Source organism: Paenibacillus sp. FSL L8-0502, from assembly GCF_038593055.1.
Lineage (GTDB): Bacteria > Bacillota > Bacilli > Paenibacillales > Paenibacillaceae > Paenibacillus > Paenibacillus polymyxa_D.
In genome coordinates, this window is the sequence record NZ_CP151958.1 from 5,309,526 (window position 1) to 5,327,331 (window position 17,806).

15 protein-coding genes are annotated in these 17,806 nt (G+C 47.6%); 2 read left to right on the forward strand and 13 right to left on the reverse strand.

Annotated elements, in window-relative coordinates; all coding sequences use genetic code 11:
- The first annotated feature begins 102 nt into the window (after window positions 1–102).
- Both NSQ57_RS23165 and NSQ57_RS23170 read left to right on the forward strand, forming a co-directional pair.
- On the forward strand, window positions 103–828 hold the full coding sequence (locus NSQ57_RS23165; protein WP_069010030.1) for a copper amine oxidase: 726 nt from the start codon (window positions 103–105) through the stop codon (window positions 826–828).
- 84 nt (window positions 829–912) lie between these two features.
- Window positions 913–1,461 (forward strand): GNAT family protein, encoded by a 549-nt coding sequence (locus NSQ57_RS23170; RefSeq protein WP_029518539.1) that lies wholly within the window; start codon window positions 913–915, stop codon window positions 1,459–1,461.
- 97 nt (window positions 1,462–1,558) lie between these two features.
- On the opposite strand, the gene NSQ57_RS23175 is transcribed toward NSQ57_RS23170, so the two are convergent.
- The 13 genes from NSQ57_RS23175 to NSQ57_RS23235 all read right to left on the reverse strand — a co-directional run bounded on the left by NSQ57_RS23175 (window position 1,559) and on the right by NSQ57_RS23235 (window position 17,677).
- Window positions 1,559–2,053, reverse strand: coding sequence for a GNAT family N-acetyltransferase (locus tag NSQ57_RS23175; protein ID WP_069010031.1), 495 nt, complete (start codon window positions 2,051–2,053; stop codon window positions 1,559–1,561).
- A 104-nt stretch (window positions 2,054–2,157) separates the two neighbouring features.
- Window positions 2,158–3,408 carry an MFS transporter gene (locus NSQ57_RS23180; RefSeq protein ID WP_340933469.1) on the reverse strand — a complete coding sequence of 417 codons (1,251 nt, stop codon included), beginning with the start codon at window positions 3,406–3,408 and terminating at the stop codon, window positions 2,158–2,160.
- 46 nt (window positions 3,409–3,454) lie between these two features.
- Window positions 3,455–5,587: a molybdopterin oxidoreductase family protein gene (locus tag NSQ57_RS23185; protein WP_341040192.1), complete on the reverse strand. Its 2,133-nt coding sequence runs from the start codon at window positions 5,585–5,587 to the stop codon at window positions 3,455–3,457.
- A gap of 371 nt (window positions 5,588–5,958) precedes the next feature.
- Complete coding sequence (locus NSQ57_RS23190) at window positions 5,959–6,792, reverse strand: formate/nitrite transporter family protein (protein WP_342425364.1); 834 nt, start codon at window positions 6,790–6,792, stop codon at window positions 5,959–5,961.
- A gap of 387 nt (window positions 6,793–7,179) precedes the next feature.
- A complete protein-coding gene (locus NSQ57_RS23195; RefSeq protein ID WP_069010035.1) occupies window positions 7,180–8,541 on the reverse strand; it encodes an FAD-dependent oxidoreductase in 1,362 nt (453 codons plus the stop codon).
- Window positions 8,542–8,931: 390 nt separating this feature from the next.
- Window positions 8,932–9,408 (reverse strand): glutathione peroxidase, encoded by a 477-nt coding sequence (locus tag NSQ57_RS23200; RefSeq protein ID WP_342425365.1) that lies wholly within the window; start codon window positions 9,406–9,408, stop codon window positions 8,932–8,934.
- 87 nt (window positions 9,409–9,495) lie between these two features.
- On the reverse strand, window positions 9,496–10,299 hold the full coding sequence (locus NSQ57_RS23205; protein WP_342425366.1) for a (2Fe-2S)-binding protein: 804 nt from the start codon (window positions 10,297–10,299) through the stop codon (window positions 9,496–9,498).
- Window positions 10,300–10,311: 12 nt separating this feature from the next.
- The gene (locus NSQ57_RS23210) at window positions 10,312–11,205 is read right to left on the reverse strand and encodes an ABC transporter ATP-binding protein (protein WP_029518547.1); all 894 of its coding nucleotides are present in this window, start codon (window positions 11,203–11,205) and stop codon (window positions 10,312–10,314) included.
- A gap of 231 nt (window positions 11,206–11,436) precedes the next feature.
- Complete coding sequence (locus NSQ57_RS23215) at window positions 11,437–12,456, reverse strand: LLM class flavin-dependent oxidoreductase (protein ID WP_029518548.1); 1,020 nt, start codon at window positions 12,454–12,456, stop codon at window positions 11,437–11,439.
- A 104-nt stretch (window positions 12,457–12,560) separates the two neighbouring features.
- The gene (locus NSQ57_RS23220; protein WP_069010039.1) at window positions 12,561–13,724 is read right to left on the reverse strand and encodes an AI-2E family transporter; all 1,164 of its coding nucleotides are present in this window, start codon (window positions 13,722–13,724) and stop codon (window positions 12,561–12,563) included.
- A gap of 150 nt (window positions 13,725–13,874) precedes the next feature.
- On the reverse strand, window positions 13,875–14,888 hold the full coding sequence (locus tag NSQ57_RS23225; RefSeq protein WP_013312376.1) for an LCP family protein: 1,014 nt from the start codon (window positions 14,886–14,888) through the stop codon (window positions 13,875–13,877).
- A gap of 91 nt (window positions 14,889–14,979) precedes the next feature.
- On the reverse strand, window positions 14,980–15,882 hold the full coding sequence (locus NSQ57_RS23230; RefSeq protein ID WP_029518550.1) for a cation diffusion facilitator family transporter: 903 nt from the start codon (window positions 15,880–15,882) through the stop codon (window positions 14,980–14,982).
- A 157-nt stretch (window positions 15,883–16,039) separates the two neighbouring features.
- On the reverse strand, window positions 16,040–17,677 hold the full coding sequence (locus tag NSQ57_RS23235; protein WP_342425367.1) for a DEAD/DEAH box helicase: 1,638 nt from the start codon (window positions 17,675–17,677) through the stop codon (window positions 16,040–16,042).
- Window positions 17,678–17,806: the final 129 nt, after the last annotated feature.

The following is a 17,806-nucleotide window of genomic DNA, read 5'->3' on the forward strand; positions in this document are numbered from 1 at the left end:
GCAAAAAAAGTGACAAGTTATGAAAAAGAGTTAACATTTTCGGCAAATAAATTCGTTATAGTGTATATATCTTTTATTTTGCCCGGAAAAGGAGACCCACCCGTGTTTAAGCTGCTCATTGTGATCCTGCTGTCTATGCTTTTGTCCTCTTCCGTCATGACTTCCGGCCATCCTTCACCGGACCCGGTGAACGGAACTGTACAATCTCGTCCACTAGCCAGCGCTTCAGAAGACTCATCCGTCCGCTTATATGCTGTTAGTCCGTCACAGGGATTATTCCATTCAGCTGTATTGGAAATCGGCCAACAACGCCACACATTCCGATGGTCGGGCTCGGCAGATATCTCCACCGCACCACAATTATATTATAGGGATGTGAATGGGGATGGTGTGCGTGAAGCCGTCGTGGTCCTCACGCGTGCCTCGGGAACGGGTGTCGAATTGCAGGAGTTGCATATTGTTAACGCACGGACGATGGAAGAATATGCAGTCGAATCGGCAGCAGATGCTGTGTCCCAGCGCGTTCACAGCTCAGTGGAGCCACGTGACCACAACCGCCAGGTTCATATTGCTGTCACGATTGACGGTGTCACACACACGATGGACCCTAAAGCATCAGTATTTTACGATGATCCAGCCCAATTTACAAAGCATCTCGATTTTAGCTCTGTCGTAATGTATGATGCCGAACAGCTTCCTCTGCAAGCCACTGTATCTGGCAGTGTATCCCCAACCGAATTTGTAGGGGATTTGGATCTGAGATATGTATACGAGCATGAACGGTTCCGGGTGGGACCTATTGAATTTGAAGCTTCCTCTCCCTTTTGACGACTCTCGCAGAATAAGGTAGCATGGGATTAAATGCTAGACTGGCTGGTTTAGCGATTTTCCGAGTGAAAGAGGGGATCAATCATGTTTACATATGCGTTGGACGAACGCACAGTCCTTCGGCCGCTCACCAAGGAGCATGTGCAGCCTCTGTTTGAGCTGATCGAAATGTCCCGTGACCGCCTGCGTCAATGGCTTCCATGGGTAGACTCTACCACGGAAATCAGCCACACAGAGCAGTTCGTGCAGGGCGCCTTGAAACAAGCCGCAGAGAACGGTAGTCTGACCGCCGGAATTTGGATAGACAACGAGCTTGCTGGCATCATCAGCTACCATGAGATCAATTGGACTCACCGCTCCGTTAGCATCGGATACTGGCTTGGACACGGGTACGAAGGACAAGGTCTAATGACCAGCGCCTGCCGCGTATTCGTTGAATATGCTTTGATGGAGCTGGACTTGCATCGGGTCGAAATCCGCTCTGCAACGACGAACCGCCGTAGCCGCGGTATTCCGGAACGTTTGGGCTTTGTGCTCGAAGGCATTGTACGCGAAGCGGAATTGCTGCCCGACGGCTACATGAACCACGCAGTGTACGGTATGCTCCAAAATGAATGGAAGCAACTTCGGTAATATTGTATTGTACAACAACGCCGCAGACCTGAGCAGGTCTGCGGCGTTGTTGGTTTAGGCCGGGCATACAACCGAATTGCTGTCTGTAGCCTCCCGCCTATTTTAAGAAATAGGCCATTAACACATCATCTACGAATTGGCCTGCTATGTAAAACTCCTCATGCAAACGTCCTTCAATCGCGAAACCACTTTTTTCATAAAACATAAGGGCTTCCGTGTTGCATGAGAGTACACGCAAACTCAACTTACGTATGCCCTCCGCAGCTGCAATATCCTTCATGGAGTTCATGAGCGCCGTCCCAATGCCTTTGCGATGATAAGCTGGATGTACAGCTATATTTATTTCGAGTACATGACAATTACTAGCCAACAGCGTTGGAGGACGAAATCCAATATACCCGCAGAGTACTTCCTGTTCGATGGCGACCAGTTGAGAGCCTGGAGGCGTATTACGCAGAAACTCCCCGCGCGACTTCCAGGACAGCGAGGCGGGAGCCGTGCGTTCATTCCATACCAATTCATCCAGCGCAATCAGATCAGGAGCATCCTTCATCTCCGAATGACGTATCGTCAAGAGTTGACTTGTAAACAATTCCTTTCAATCCTTCCTGTGAAGGCTTTCCTGAAGCAATAACTACAATCATCCGTCACTTATTGTACCATAATTACAGCATAATACTGCATTTTTATTAGGACTTAAGAACTGGGAACATCCGCCTTGGACGTCATAGTATTCAAAGTATCCGAATGATGCCGGAAACGGTTCAACCAGCTGTGCAGGACGAAAAACAGGATCGACAACACCGCTACGCCTGATGCAAGCCAAAGTGTAGGCGGTAACCCACCGCCATCATACAACTTCCCCATAATATAAGGCCCCATTACCCGTCCGGCTGCGCCAATGCCCCCCACAAGCCCAATGTAAAAGGGTGCACCCCGACCTCCATGATCAGACAGGAATGCTGGAACCGCAGGTGCAATCAGCATTTCTCCCAGGGTCGCCAGAACCATAGCGAATATCATTCCAGTATAGTTCTGTGTGCCCAGCATGACAATATAAGCCGCCAAATAAAATCCTCCGGCCCATGTCATTTGCGCTGAAGCGTGATGAGCGTACAGTCGTTTTATCCAAAAAATAATGGGTTGTGCGGCAAAAATAAGGATACCATTCAGTGTCCATAGTAACCCATACATCGTTTTAGGCAAGCCCTGCTCAATAATATGGGGAGACACTCCTGTATTCCAGATCGAATTGCCGAACCATAAAAAAAGTGAGCCTAACCCCACAAAGAGATACAATCTGGTATCACGAAACAGCAAACGAGCTGGGATTTCCTCTCTTTTCTTCACAGACTTGCTGAGCTGTACTTCTCCCTCTTCCCGATCCACCCTGCTTAGATAAGACCAGAAGAATCCGGCAAATACCGCAGAAGTCACTCCGTTCATCACAAAGCTGAGCTGATAGGAGAGGTCAGCCAGAACGCCACTCAATCCCGTACCCACTGCAACCCCAATATTGTTAGCGACATAAATAATATTAAATAGCTCTCCACGACGGTCAGCGAAACGAAAACCTACAAACGCCTGAATCGCAGGTACAGATACGACATTAAAAAAGCCGATAAAGCCCATCATGATGACAAACGCTACCCAATGACCGCTGGTAAATGGAAGCGCGAGAAGTCCCAGCGCGTTCATCGCGAGTGAGCCAACAATCAGCTTCTTGGCTCCAATACGGTGATAGAGGGCTCCGCCCAACACTTGACCAAAAATTCCGCCCAGAGACTGCACTAAAATCGCAATTCCTGCATCTCCCATACTACGGTTTAGCTCGTCAAACACATACATGCTAACCAACGGCCACATCAGGGAACTTCCAGCAGAATTAATCAGGCTGGCAATGAGAAACACTTTCACTTCTTTCGGATAAGACTCCAACCATTTCATATCTTTTGTTTCTCCTTTTGCATCTGACGCCATAAAAGGCATAATCTCATTGGCGCTTCACATTCACCACCGTTGAGAAGAAAGTAGCCCCCTGTCCCATATCCGACAGCCGATCAGAGGTTAACACATTGACACGCTGTCTGCGTCCTTTGCCTTCCCACCATAATCCCTGACTAATCACTGTACCGGGCAGCATCAGATCGGTGACTTTGGCTTTCAGCTCATACGTCCCCCGATCATTCCATACGGTAACCGGCTCCCCGTCCGCGATGCCTCTTGTCTGAGCATCCTCCGGGTGAATTTGTAGCAAAGGCTCCCGCTCCAGTCGCTGATGCTTGGGCAAGTTAGCGAAAGTAGAATTCAGAAAATTATGGTTTGGCGGTGAAATAAACATTAATGGATACCGCTCGTCCGCTTGCGGTCGGTGCTCTCCGTCGTACCCTTCAATCAGCGGCACATAAGAAGGCATCGCGGGCAGACCTGCTTGTTTCATTTTTTCCGAATATAGCTCAATCTTGCCTGAAGGCGTGGTTAAACGATCCAAATAAGTGGCCTTTGGCGTCATATCAAGCTTTACAAAAGGTGACTTCTTTAAGGCTTCCAAGGTCACACCGTTGAGATAAGGGTTCGTTGGATTATCAAGCGCGCCTGCGATCATCTCCTCTTCACTTTCCGTAAAGGCAGCTTCATCAAAGCCCATTGCCCGTCCGAGCAGGCTAAACAGCTCATAATTGCTTTTGCTTTCCCCAAGCGGATCAATGACGGGCTGCTGCATTTGGATATAGTGGTGCCAGTACGATTTGTATAGATCTGTTCCTTCAAAAGAAGACGCGGCAGGCAGCACAATATCTGCATAGCGGGCCGTATCGGTTAGGAATAGGTCATGAACGACTGTGAACAAATCCTCTCGTTCAAATCCTTTAGTCACCCGTTCCGAATCGGGGGCTACAACTACCGGATTACTGCAATATACGAATAACGCCTTAATCGGCTGTTCCTTCTGTAGCAGCGCTTCTCCGATCCGGTTCATGTTAATCATCCGGGCATCCGGGTTCTGTCGCAGATCAGGACGCTCCAGATGGGCGCTGTTAATCTTGGCATAAGCGCCGTTGGAGCGTGACGCTCCCCCGCCGTGCTTCAGCCATTGTCCAGTGAGCGCAGGCAAGCATGTAACCGCACGTACGTTCATACCGCCATTATCATGATGCTGAAGCCCATTACCGATATTGATATACGCTGCTCTTGCAGTTCCGTACATTTCCGCCAAACGGATAATATCCGCTTCCGGCACGCCGGTAATCCGCGAAACTCGCTCTGGTGTATATGTCTTAACATGCTCGCGCAGTTCCTCATGACCTACTGTGTAGCGATGTAAAAATTCGTCGTCCGTCAGTCCTTGAGCGAACAGTACATTCATAACACCCAGCGCGAGCGCTGTATCCGTCCCCGGATATAACGGAATGAACCAATCCCCCCATTGCGCCGTCCGGTTACGATGAACGTCAATAACGACCACCTTAGCACCTTTTTTACGTGCTTTCTCAGCCAAAACGACCTGATGCATGTTGGTGCTAATGACATTACCACCCCACACAATAATGAGGTCTGCATCCTCCGTGTCCTCCGGGCTGGTGCCGCCCTTAAAACCCATAACGGACGCCCAGCCTTCATTCCCAGCCACGCTGCAAATCGTCTGATCCAGTTGGCTTGAACCCAGCGCATTAAAAAATCGGCGATCCATTCCATCCACACTCAATACGCCCATATTGCCATAAAAGCTGTAGGGGAGAATAGATTCCGGTCCGTCCGTACGGATCAGCTCCTTGAACCGACCTGTAATGGTATTGACCGCCTCCTCCCAGCTAATTCGTTCAAACTTCCCTTCTCCTTTGGGGCCTATACGCTTCAACGGATAGAGCACCCGATCAGGATCATATACCCGCTCCGTCATATTGCGAACTTTGTTACAAATAGCCCCTTTGGTAATGGGATGATCTGGGTTTCCAGTCACCTTGATTATCTTTCCTTTTTCCTTGTGAAGCAGGAGCCCACACGTATCCGGGCAATCTAACGGGCATACAGCCGGAAAAATACCGTCCTGCTGCTCCGTCATCCGCTGTCCCCCTTGTAAGTCTTGTTGAAGCGTGGCCTCACGAGGCGCGCTATTGCGATGATCCATAGTGTTGATGCTCCTTTCCGTTACCGTTTCCAAAAATTACACTGATCTTATCATATCCACAGCTTTGGCCTATGGCAAGAGAAGGATTTTCCCACACAGCCGCTCTCCAAAATATTAAAAAAATCCGTCTGCTGCATAGAGCAAAACGGATTTTTTAAGAATTATAATTTTTTTCAACATCCTGTTTCATCATATCTTACTGAGGGTAAAAAAGATCAAGGCATCATGGACGAGAGCACACTCATCCTCCATGCCAAATCATGGACCACTCCCAAAAAAATCCGCCATGACAGGTTTCGTTCCCCCGGGCCTGTCATGGCGGATTTGCTTTGTTCATTGCTGTTTAAAGTACTGTGATTAGGTAGGATCAATCAACGGATTGGATGTGCAACCGAAGAAGTAGTTGGAGATTCATTCACTGGATGTGCGTTGGCTTGAGGCTTTTTCAGATAGGCCAACCAGTAGGCTCCAGCCACAAACAGGCTACCTCCTACCAAATTCCCCAGCCAGACCGGAATGAAGTTCATAACATAATCTGCCCATGAAAAGTGGCCTGCAAAAATAGCCGCCGGAATGAGAAACATATTGGCAACAACGTGCTGAAATCCAATAGCCACAAAGGCCATGGTCGGGAACCAAATCCCCATAATTTTGCCGCCAATGGAGTCTGTGCTATATGCCAACCATACAGCCAGTGCTACGAGCCAGTTACATCCTATACCCGATATAAAAGACTGCAAAAAGCTTTCGTGTAGCTTATGTCCTGCCATATCCACCACTTTGTCCAGATAAGGGCCCATTTCTGTCAAACCCAGCACATGCCCAAAGAAAAATGCAACGAATAACGCACCTGCAAAATTACTGAGCGTAATAATCGCCAAATTACGAAACATGACTCCTGTCTTAATCCGTCCTGCCCATCTCGCCAAAGGGACCGCCATCATATTGCCGGTCAGCAATTCTCCGCCTGCGATCAAAACTAATACCAGACCAATAGGGAACACCGCAGCTCCAATAAAGGTGGCAATGCTTCCCCATTCTTTAGGCGCACTTGCAATAACACGTATATCCAGCAAAAACCCGAGTGCAATAAATGCACCTGCCAAAAACCCCAGTACCACCGCCACAGTCCACGGGTTGTTCGCCTTGGCCACTCCTGTTTCCACCGTCTTTTCAGCAATTTGCCCCGGTTTATAGCTCGCCATATATCCCCGCTCCTTTAATATCTATTCACTAAAATATTCTTCTTTCATATTTTATTTAAAATCAGTGATTAAGTTTGTGAAAAAAATCACTTTCGTAACTATAAAAAAAACAGCCCCTGAAAAAAGGACTGTTTTTCTGTATTATTACATCTACTGCGCTACTACGCGCTTTACATTTAATTGTATTCTTCCTTTTCAACTGCTCTTAAGAACCAAAGAACTCCACCAAGGCCTACCATGGCCACGACTACAAGAAAAAGGATATAAAACAAACCCATAAGTTACTTCCCCCCTGATCCTTATGCTACTCTATATTGTACTATAAGGATTCATCCGTACGCCTCAGATTGTTGACAAACTTATGAACAATGTCACAGACAAATCTAATTATACAGTAACTGGGTTCCGTTCAGATATTGTAGGCAATGCTTGTAAACCTGCCGCGTTCAAGAAATTCCAAGGCTTGTTATAGTGCGGCTGGAAGAAGAAATCGACAAAGGCCAACTGGTCAATGGTCATATGGTTTTGAATGGCTACGGATAGCGTGTTAATGGATTGCGTCAAATCCACCTTCGACATAATTTGAGCACCCAGAATTCTCCGCGTCCCCTGTTCATATACCACTTTCAGTAACACTTTTTCGGAGGTTGGCATAAATTCAGGTCGGTAGCTGTCCTCAATGGTTACAGCTTCTACAGTCATGCCTTCATCTGTTGCCGCAGCTTCCGTCATGCCTGTTCCTGCGATATTGTCTTCGTAAATTTTGATACCCGAAGTTCCTTGGGTTCCCATGTAGGCAATGGTTGGTTGCACCAGATTACGTGCCACCAGCGTACCCATACGAACTGCGTTGGTTGCCAAAGGGATATAAGCCGTTTTGCCGGTCGGATTATAGCGAATTGCACAACTGTCGCCTGCTGCAAACACGTCCGGGCAACTACTTTGCATATAGTTATCCACAATGATCGCACCGTTAGGCAACATATCTACCTGACCTTTGAGCAGATCCGTTTGAGGTCGGAAACCGATGCAGAGAATAACAAGCTCTGTTTCATATTCTCCTTTAGAGGTCACGACTTTACTTACCTTACCGTTCGTACCCTCAAAACGACTCACCGTCTCGCCAAGTACCAGCTTAATGCCATGTTCCTTCAGGGAACTTTCAATCCGGTCTGTATACTCATGGTCCAAATACTTATTCAATATACGATCAGCACTGTCGATCAGCGTTACATTTTTACCATTCATTTGGAAAGCTTCTACCAATTCAACACCAATGTATCCAGCTCCCACGACTGTAATGTTCTGTACGTGCTGGGCTTTCTCAATGATATCATTGGAATGATTATAGTTTTTACAGAGCAAAATATGATCAAGTTCAATGCCTTCCAGCTTTGGAATAATGGGCCATGATCCCGTGGTCACAATTAGTTTATCAAATGTGTCTGTAAATTCTTCACCTGTTTGGAGATTACGGGCATGCAGCGACTTGCCAGCCGTATCCACACTCGTTACCTCATGAAGCATCTTGGTCACTACACCCAAGTCAGACAGTTGATCTGGAGACGAATAAAACAGGCCGTGCGGATCTTTGACGACACCACCTACGTACAGCGCAATACCACAAGATAAAAATGAAATATTATCATTACGCTCGTAAACGGTAATTTCTGCATCTGGATAACATTTAGCTGTGTTAACGATAGCTGCTGTGCCTGCGTGTGTACATCCGATAACTGCTACTTTCATGTTGAATTCCTCCTTGGTGTGTGGGCATAAACTGTATAATAATTGTGAATAGTTTCACGTAAACAGCTCGTTAGTGTTTGTGATTTATTTCACTTCATGCACTTATTATAGTGTGATATTTTTCACATTACAATAGCTTTTTGTGATATTCACAATTTGTCCACATTTAAAAAAGAAAGGATATAAGAGATCAACTGTTTGCTGAAATGTTTTTTTGCTCCATTCAGTTTCCCCTGTAGGCGGCCTGATTATGCCCATGGAATCGACTTTCACATGATGCTCCCACCTTAGACAAATGCACATGTAGAGAACAAAAAAAGGTCCGCTTCCCGGAGACATGCCGGAAATCAGACCTTTTTAAACATATATTTTGGAATGAAGGCAAAGCTACTATAGCAATTGCTCAATGGCTGCTTTCATCGCTTCTGGTGACTCCTTCGGTTCAAAACGACCCACAGGTACACCTCCACGATTCACAATGAATTTCGTAAAATTCCACTGAATTGTCCCATTTTCCTGTTCTCCAGGCTGTTGCTTTTTCAAATATTCAAACAGAGGCGCTGTACCCGGTCCATTGACGTCCACTTTGGCGAATACCGGGAAATTAACCCCGTAATTCAGTTGGCAAAATTCAGCCGCTTCCTCGCTGCTGCCCGGCTCCTGACCGCCAAATTGGTTGCAAGGAAAGCCTAATACAACTAATCCCCGATCCTTATATTCGTCATAAAGCTTTTGCAAATCCCCATATTGCGGGGTAAGTCCGCATTTACTGGCGGTATTCGCAATAACCAGCACCTTACCAGCGTAAGTATTCAGAGAAACCTCCTGATTCGCTGGTGTTACGGCATTATGTGAATAGACAGACATACAGCATCCTCCTTCGTGTCGCTTGGTTTAGGTTACATAACCTATTTTAACCAAAAGGTGACGGACATGCCAACATCCACAGAGACTTTACCGTGATGCCACCACTTCGAGTCTGCGTTCTTCGCGTTCGGAAGCGGACATTTTGGGGCAAGTATAACAATACCGCTGACCTCCACCTGTCTTGTAATATTGGCAACAGGACGGTTTCATGTAGGTATTTTCACCAAGGCGGTAAGGATTGTCCAATTCAACGAGACGAACCGTAAACGGATTTCTTTTACGCCCGAATATCTCTCCCTCAAGTTCACGTGTCACATACATATAATCTTGTTCAAAGCGCTCCACATCCTGAGGATCAGTCAACGATGGCTGTACTCTATCCTTAAAATACAGCAATGCCAACGGAAACTGTCCCCACATTTGGCCGATAGATGCGCTCCCCACTGTAGCAATTGCTTCCAATAGGGGCCGCATCTGCAAACTGTAAAAGTCTCGTAACACTTGCTGGGCCTGTTCGGAAGAACGGTGATCCCCATTGTTCCACGTATTGTCCAGCTCTGTTAAGTCGATGACCTGAAGACTAATAGAGGGATATTGACCTTCATAACAAATATGAAATCTGAGATTAGAAACGGACAGGTCCCAACGGCGTTCACACAGGGATACCATAAAATGCTGCGCAAACACGAGGCCACGCAACTGGTTCACAAAATAAACGGCTGCGGTTAAAACGTCTTCAGCACGCAGAAGATCGCCGTAATACTCCATCACAGAGCGGATCTTATCTGGTTCAAGCCATTCGGCCACTGGCCCGGAATATACTGCATCCTCCGGCGTGACTCTCACTATGTTTGCTAGTTGCTCAAGCTGATCGTAATCCAGTGGTTTCATGGTATGTCCCCTTTAACCTCTTGCCGCTACTTGTGCTCTAGCATCACGTCGCTCAGCAACAGAACCCACAGGTTGCTTATCTTCCACATTCATTTCTTTTATGGCTTGGCTTACCGCAGGCTGTCCAGCCAAAGCATACGGAAGACAGAGCGGTACACCTGTACGAGGATCTGTTACAATATCAGCCTCAATCCCGAACACTTCACGCAGCACATCAGGGGACATAACCTCAGTTGGAGTTCCTACCGCCTCAGCTTTCCCTTTTTTGATTGCAATCATATGCTGAGCATACCGGGCCGCATGGTTCAAATCATGCACGACCATAACAATGGTGCGCTCCTCCGAAGTATTTAGATACTCCAGCAAATGCAGCACTTCCAGTTGATGCGCCATATCTAAAAATGTCGTCGGCTCATCCAGAAACAAAATATCCGTATCCTGCGCAAGTGCCATAGCAATCCAGGCACGCTGACGCTGACCGCCAGAAAGCTGATCAATCGGACGATCGTGGAACTCGCTCATTCCCGTTACTTGAATGGCCCACTCTACCATTTTGCGATCTTCCGCTTTCATGGAACCAAAACCTTTTTGATAAGGAAAACGTCCGTAAGATACCAGTTCCGTCACGGTTAATCCTTCCGGTGCAGTCGGATTTTGCGGCAAAATAGCCAGCTGCTTAGCTACTTCCCGGGTGGATTGCTTATGAATGGATTTACCGTCAAGCAGAACACTGCCGCCCTTAGGATTCATGATGCGAGCCATCGTCTTCAGAATAGTGGACTTGCCAGAACCATTTGCGCCCACCAAGGCTGTGATTTTCCCTTGCGGTATTTCTACGTTCAGATCTTCTACAATCAATCGATCTTCATAAGCAATATCCAGATTTGCCGTTTTCAGACGAAACATGTGGAATCATCCCTTTCCCTTATCCAATATATATAGTCACGGGCTTAACGCACGACTTTCATCAAAACTTCATTCTATCTTTATATAATAAAGATATTGATAATCATTATCAAGTGTTAACTGGTTTATTTCCTATATCATACAGTGCATATCATCCAATATTTCCTCAAAAAATTCAAAAAAAGATCACAGCTCCTCGAAGCTGTGATCTTTCAAATCCGGCGAATTGCATTATGACTGTACAGAAGACAGTCCAAATGCTTCGGCCATGAGACGTATAGATTTCATTTTGGCATCAAAGTCATGAATAATGCTCGCAACCATGATCTCCTGTGCATTATAGTCCTTACTTAATTGCTCAATCTGACGCTTCACCTGTTCGGGCGAACCGACCACCATACGTTTGCGATTCTCACGTATCCGCATCCGGTCAAACGGCGTATACGGATACGCCAGTGCCTTTTCCACGGAAGGTGTTCCAGCGGAGCGCATTCCCTGCTCTAATAGTACAAGAGACAAGTCCATGCTGGAAGCCAAGCGATTGGCCTCCTCTTCGGTATCCGCACAGATCGCAAATACGGCAACAAGCGAACGTGGTTGGTCACTATGCTGGGAAGGCTGGAAGCTTTCCTGGTATTCCTTCATAGCCCCTGTGCCGCCTTCACCATTAATGAACTGTGCAAACGCAAAGCCCACGCCACGCTCGGCTGCCAGACCTGCGCTATCACCACTGGAGCCGAGCAACCACATTTCCGGTACAGTTTCTATAAGCGGCATCGCCTGTAGCGAACCGAAACGGTGATTATTGCCTGTGCTGTCATGTAAATAAGCTAACAGGTCATCCAACTGCTCAGGGTATAGATCTACACCCCCTCGCATTTTGCCTTCTTGCAGGGCTCTGGTAGCAATGGGCATTCCTCCAGGCGCCCGTCCCAGACCTAAATCAATGCGTCCCGGATACAATCCCTCCAACACACGAAAGTTTTCCGCTACTTTATAAGCGCTGTAATGAGGCAGCATCACCCCACCCGACCCCACTCGAATGGCCCGAGTACGGGCGGCCAGATGTGAAATCAGTACCTCCGGGCTGGACCCAGCGAGATTTGCTGCAGAATGATGCTCTGATACCCAAAAGCGATGATAACCCAAGCGTTCCGCCTCTATAGCAAGCTCAGCGGTCTTTTGTAATGCCTGCGCATGCGTCATGCCTTCCGATACCGGAGATTGGTCAAGAATGCTGAGTTTTATCATAAAAGTCTGACCTTTCTATTTGGGAATAAGGATAGGCATTAATTATAGCACGCGTAGCCACAGTTACCCAAGAGGGGCCCATATCAATTTTATAGTGGAAAAGTTTATTTTTCGTAAAGACTTGCGTTCCCTTTATCCGCCTCATAGAGATGCGAACGCTTTTTAAAGAAACTATACAAATGTGTAACGATTACTTTCAAGACAGCATACCCCGGAACCGCCAGTACAATTCCCACCACACCAAACAAATTGCCTGCGGTCAGAATAACGAAGATAATCGTGATCGGATGTACCCGAAGAGATTTGCCCATAATTTGTGGAGAAATTAATTTACCCTCAATGAGCTGTACGACTGTCCACACGATAACCATCTTGAGCAGCATAATCGGTGAGGTAACCAAGGCTACAATTAACGCAGGTGTAATGGCAATGACGGGACCTAAGTAGGGGACAACGCTCGTAAAGGATGCAATGACTGCAAGCGTCAAAGAGTAGTCTAATCCAATGATTAGGTAACCAATATACAACAGCGCCCCAATACAGAAGCTGACAATAATCTGCCCACGAATATAGGAACTGACCTGATGATTCATCTCGGTCATAATGCGATCTGTTTCTTTACGAAACATAGGCGGGAGCATTTTCAGGATAAACTGTGGTAGCTTGTGTCCATCTTTTAGCAAGTAGAACAGAATAAATGGAACCGTGGCAATCGCAAGTACCGTTTCTGTAACCACGCCCAAAAAGCTGCCCACACCCGTCCATGCATTATTAATAAAGCTAGATAACTTTTCAGAAGCTTTGGAGGCCAGCTCTGATGGATTAATTTGAATCGTGTTCTGGAACTGGTTTACAAAATCGCTGCCGATCAGTTTCTCGAATTGTCGTTGTACTTGCTCGCTATAGGCAGGGAAATTTTGAATAAGCCCCTGTATTTGATCACGGATCACAGGCACCACCGATGTAACCACAATCGCAATAACCCCTATAATAAGCAAAAACAATACAACAATGGAGTATACTCGTTTCACCTTGTTACGCTCCAGTACATCAACCAACGGGTTGAACAGATAGTACAACACGCCGGATAATATGACAGGGAGAATGATCGTTTTTAACAGCACTATGACAGGTGTGAATATGTATGAAATTTTGGTAAGAACCAAGATATTCAAGCCGATCAGCAGCAGTACCAGCAGGAATAACACAAACTTGTTGTTCAGAAAAAACTTCTTGAATCGGTCTTTCCATGCCGGAGTTATTTCCACACCACATTCCCCTTCTCTTTACACAAATGAGTATACGTTCTTCATAGATACGATATATTTTTGGAACAAAATATACAAGGTTATACCCAAATAAACACAAAAGCAAACAAAGTTGTACGTCATCGTACGAACTTCGCTTGCTTTCGAGGGTTATGGAGTATCATTTATCGTGGTTGCAGCATCCACCGTCGTGGTCACAGGTTTGTTCTCCTGTTCAAAAAGATTCTGTATGAAGCGCTTGAGCTTTCTTTCGTCTACACCCAATACCTGCGCACCCTTAATGGTTTCCCCGCGCACCAATTCATTCGGCGGGATTTGCTGCTTCGCTACTGTTGTTGCATCGATATTAAAGCCCAATGAAGCCAATTGCAGCATTTCCGTAGTACTCAGATTCGTTTCAATATAAGGAGAAATGCTATTTAAAATACTCGGCAGTTTGATTAGAGATGAGGTTGACTGAATTTTACCGCCAAGCTCAGTAATGAATTTGCGTTGCCGCTCCGTACGCGTAAAATCGGAAGTCGCATCATGACGGAAGCGTACATATTGCAAGGCTGTTTTACCGTCCATGTGCTGCATTCCCTTTTTCAAATCAATATCAAACTGGTGTTTATCCGCCTTGGAGGTATAATGCATATCTTTTTCGACATCCAGGTCAATACCACCCACAGAATCAACCAGCGCAATAAAACCATTGAAATCAGTATATACATAATATTGAATTGGTATGCCCAGCAGGTCGCTCACGGTCTGTCTGGTCAAATCCGGTCCCCCGTAGGAAAAGGCAGCATTCAATCGACTTTGCCCATGACCTGGGATATTGACGTAGGTATCACGAAGAATCGACATCAGTGTAGCCTTTTTCGTAACCGGATCAATAGAAGCAACCATAACGGAGTCAGAACGCCCTGAATCCTCTCCACGGGAGTCGCCGCCTAGCAGCAGAATATTCACTCTTTCTGTCCCATCCCATTCCGGTGGGAGCGATACCTCTACAGGTTGTACATTGGTTTGAGTTTGTGCCTGCGGTTTGAATTTCGAATCCTGTCCGGAAGCAACTGAAATTTGATTCGTAAAATGATATATAGAATACGTATAATATCCGCCCACTAAAAGAACCGCCGCAGTCACAGAAATGCCTAACCATTTTAAAAATTTTCGCATATTTTCGGGTAACCTCGCTTTTATTCATCATCGTTCGGCTTTTAAAAGCATACCCTTCCTGCAAGTTATCTGTCAATTCGCGCCGTCTGTTCTAGTGGTCGTCCGCATACCATGGATTCAAATGGACAAGCACCTCATAAACCCGCGGTTCCCGCTTCATGACAGCCCCCTTAATCAGTCGAATAATATCGTGTCCCTGCTGAATCGTCAAAGAGGCATCCACTGAAGCGCGGATATCCACGATAATATAATGGCCGTGCTCACGGGCACGGATACGGTCAATACGTTGAACCTCGGCTACACTCAGTGCGGCTGCGGCGTAGCTCTCAATTTCCTCCGTTGCAATCGCCTTTTCCATAAGCACATCTATGGATTCACGGCCCATTTCCCACGCCAATTTCAGAACTAGCAATGCCACTACGAATCCCGCAATAGGGTCACCGTAAGATAAGATTGAAATGCCCCAGTGCTCCCCAATCAGCCCCAATCCGATACCCAGTACAGCAGCCCCAGAGGCGTACACATCAGCGAGATGATCTTTTGCCGTTGCAATAAGACCCTGACTATTGGCCGCTCTCCCGATACGAATCGTGTAGATATACAGCCACTGTTTCCAGAGCAAGGAAATAATGGCGGCCACCAATGCCAGTATATGCTCCTGTGGCATCGGTTCGAACAGTGCTGCAATCGAATGATAGCCGATGAATATACCCGCTCCAAACAATATGACCGCCACCACGCTTGCACCGATCACTTCTGCCTTGCCGTGACCATAAGGATGGTCCTCATCCGGCGGCTGGCTAGATATGCGCATCGCCCCCAGTGCCGTTGCAGAGGCAATCACGTCCCCAGCATTATGCACACCATCGGCTACCAGCACCTTGCTGTTGAACATAAGTCCTGTAATAATCTTAATGCCGGTTAATAGGATGTTGCTAATCAGGCTGATCCATGCTGAGACCATGGCGCGCTTGCCCATATCCTGTTCCTGCATGATGTATAACCCCTCCAAATTTATCTTTTGAATTTATCTTATGGCGCTGCTCTTTCAGCGGTATGGATGAAGATTACAATAGCCCCGGAAGATGAGCCTCCCCGGGGCTATTATGATAACCATAGTGGAGCATTCTATGAGAATACTCCTATTTTATCTATCTGGACCGTCCGCGACGGCCTCCTTGTCCTTGACCACCACGCGGGCCGCCTTTGGCTTGTCCACCGCGGCCACCTTGGCCTCCGCGCGCAGAACCACTGCTGCTGCGGTCATACCCACCGCGCTCGCTGCTTTGTCCTGCCGAGCGACCTTGGCCTCCTCGTGCGGAACCGCCGCTGCTGCGGTCATACTCGCTGCTTTGCCCTGCCGAGCGACCTTGGCCTCCACGTGCAGAACCGCCGCTACTACGGTCATACCCGCCACGCTCGCTGCTTTGTCCCGCCGAGCGACCTTGGCCTCCGCGTGCGGAACCGCTGCTGCGGTCATATCCGCTGCGCTCGTTACTGCCGCGGCTAGAGCGACGTTCGCCGCCTGCACTGTCACGACGGCCCGCCTGTTCGCGGCCGCTGCCCCGGCGTCCACCGCCGGAGTCGTTGCCACCGTAGGAACGGCGGTCGTTTCTGCCCGAACGGCGTTCTCGACCCTGCCGATCAGCCGTATCGGAAGCAGGTCTACGCTGTCCGCCGCCCTCACTGCTGGTGAATGTGACACCAGCAACTTTCTGGATGTTCCGAAGCTCTGGAATATCCCTTGGCGTAGCGAGCGTCACCGCCACGCCTTTGCCTCCGGCACGGCCGGTACGCCCGATGCGGTGGATGTAGCTTTCGGCATCCTGCGGCATGTCGTAGTTGAAGACATGCGTGACGCCTTCTACATCCAGGCCGCGTGCAGCTACATCAGTCGCTACGAGCAATTGGAGTTTCGCTTCACGAAACGCCTTCATCACTTGCTCCCGCTTGTTCTGGGACAAATCCCCGTGAAGCTCACCGCTCTGAAAGCCCATTTCTTGCAGCTCTTCGTTCAGTTTGGCAGCCCGGCGCTTCGTACGGCAGAAAATAACAGCCAAGTACGGACGATCCGTATTCAGCATATCCACCAATGCCTGTTGCTTACCACGGTCTGTTGTTTGCACAACGACCTGACGGATTTGACTCACCGGAACGGAAGAAGCGGATTTCACTTTGACATCTACAGGTTCGTTCATATATACACGAGCCAGTTTGCGAATACCGGCTGGCATCGTAGCGGAGAACAGCATCGTCTGTCTCCGGTAAGGAACTTCCTGAAGAATCGTCTCCACATCGTTCAAAAAGCCCATGTGTAACATTTGATCGGCTTCATCCAGGACCAGCATTTTAATGCCGCCTAGATCCAGCGTGCCACGTCTCAGGTGATCCAGCAGTCGCCCAGGTGTCCCAATAATCAGTTGTGCGCCACCTTTCAGTTTACGAAGCTGACGCTCCACGTCCTGTCCTCCGTAAACAGCTAGTAGAGATAAACTCGGCTCCGCAGCAGCCAAGCATTTAGCTTCCTCTGTAATCTGGAGTGCCAATTCACGCGTAGGTGCAATCACAAGCGCCTGCGGGTGCCGCTTGTCCAAATTCAGCTTTTGTAAAATCGGCAGTAAAAACGCAAGCGTCTTCCCTGTCCCCGTATGTGCCTCGGCAATCACATCCTGACCTTCCATCAACAGTGGAATGGACTCCTGCTGTACAGGTGTTGGCGCTGAGATACCCTGCTCTTTCAAGGCTTCTACCCAATGTTGCTCCACACCTAATGCTGTAAAATTCTTCAAGTTGTATTCACTTCCCTTATCTGTATTCAATATGTGTCACGTAAAATAGGTTCATGTGCCATATGACATCTATCGTTCCATAGTTCAGAATTCCCATTTTTGTATCGGTTCTCATTCTCCCCTTTTCAG

Bases quoted from the DNA above. Each gene is read 5' to 3' on its own strand.
- NSQ57_RS23190 (WP_342425364.1), bottom strand. From the start codon at position 6,792: ATGGCGAGCTATAAACCGGGGCAAATTGCTGAAAAGACGGTGGAAACA.
- NSQ57_RS23210 (WP_029518547.1), bottom strand. From the start codon at position 11,205: ATGTTTCGTCTGAAAACGGCAAATCTGGATATTGCTTATGAAGATCGA.
- NSQ57_RS23170 (WP_029518539.1), top strand. From the start codon at position 913: ATGTTTACATATGCGTTGGACGAACGCACAGTCCTTCGGCCGCTCACC.
- NSQ57_RS23180 (WP_340933469.1), bottom strand. From the start codon at position 3,408: ATGAAATGGTTGGAGTCTTATCCGAAAGAAGTGAAAGTGTTTCTCATT.
- NSQ57_RS23205 (WP_342425366.1), bottom strand. From the start codon at position 10,299: ATGAAACCACTGGATTACGATCAGCTTGAGCAACTAGCAAACATAGTG.
- NSQ57_RS23225 (WP_013312376.1), bottom strand. From the start codon at position 14,888: ATGCGAAAATTTTTAAAATGGTTAGGCATTTCTGTGACTGCGGCGGTT.
- NSQ57_RS23185 (WP_341040192.1), bottom strand. From the start codon at position 5,587: ATGGATCATCGCAATAGCGCGCCTCGTGAGGCCACGCTTCAACAAGAC.
- NSQ57_RS23200 (WP_342425365.1), bottom strand. From the start codon at position 9,408: ATGTCTGTCTATTCACATAATGCCGTAACACCAGCGAATCAGGAGGTT.
- NSQ57_RS23230 (WP_029518550.1), bottom strand. From the start codon at position 15,882: ATGCAGGAACAGGATATGGGCAAGCGCGCCATGGTCTCAGCATGGATC.
- NSQ57_RS23195 (WP_069010035.1), bottom strand. From the start codon at position 8,541: ATGAAAGTAGCAGTTATCGGATGTACACACGCAGGCACAGCAGCTATC.
- NSQ57_RS23215 (WP_029518548.1), bottom strand. From the start codon at position 12,456: ATGATAAAACTCAGCATTCTTGACCAATCTCCGGTATCGGAAGGCATG.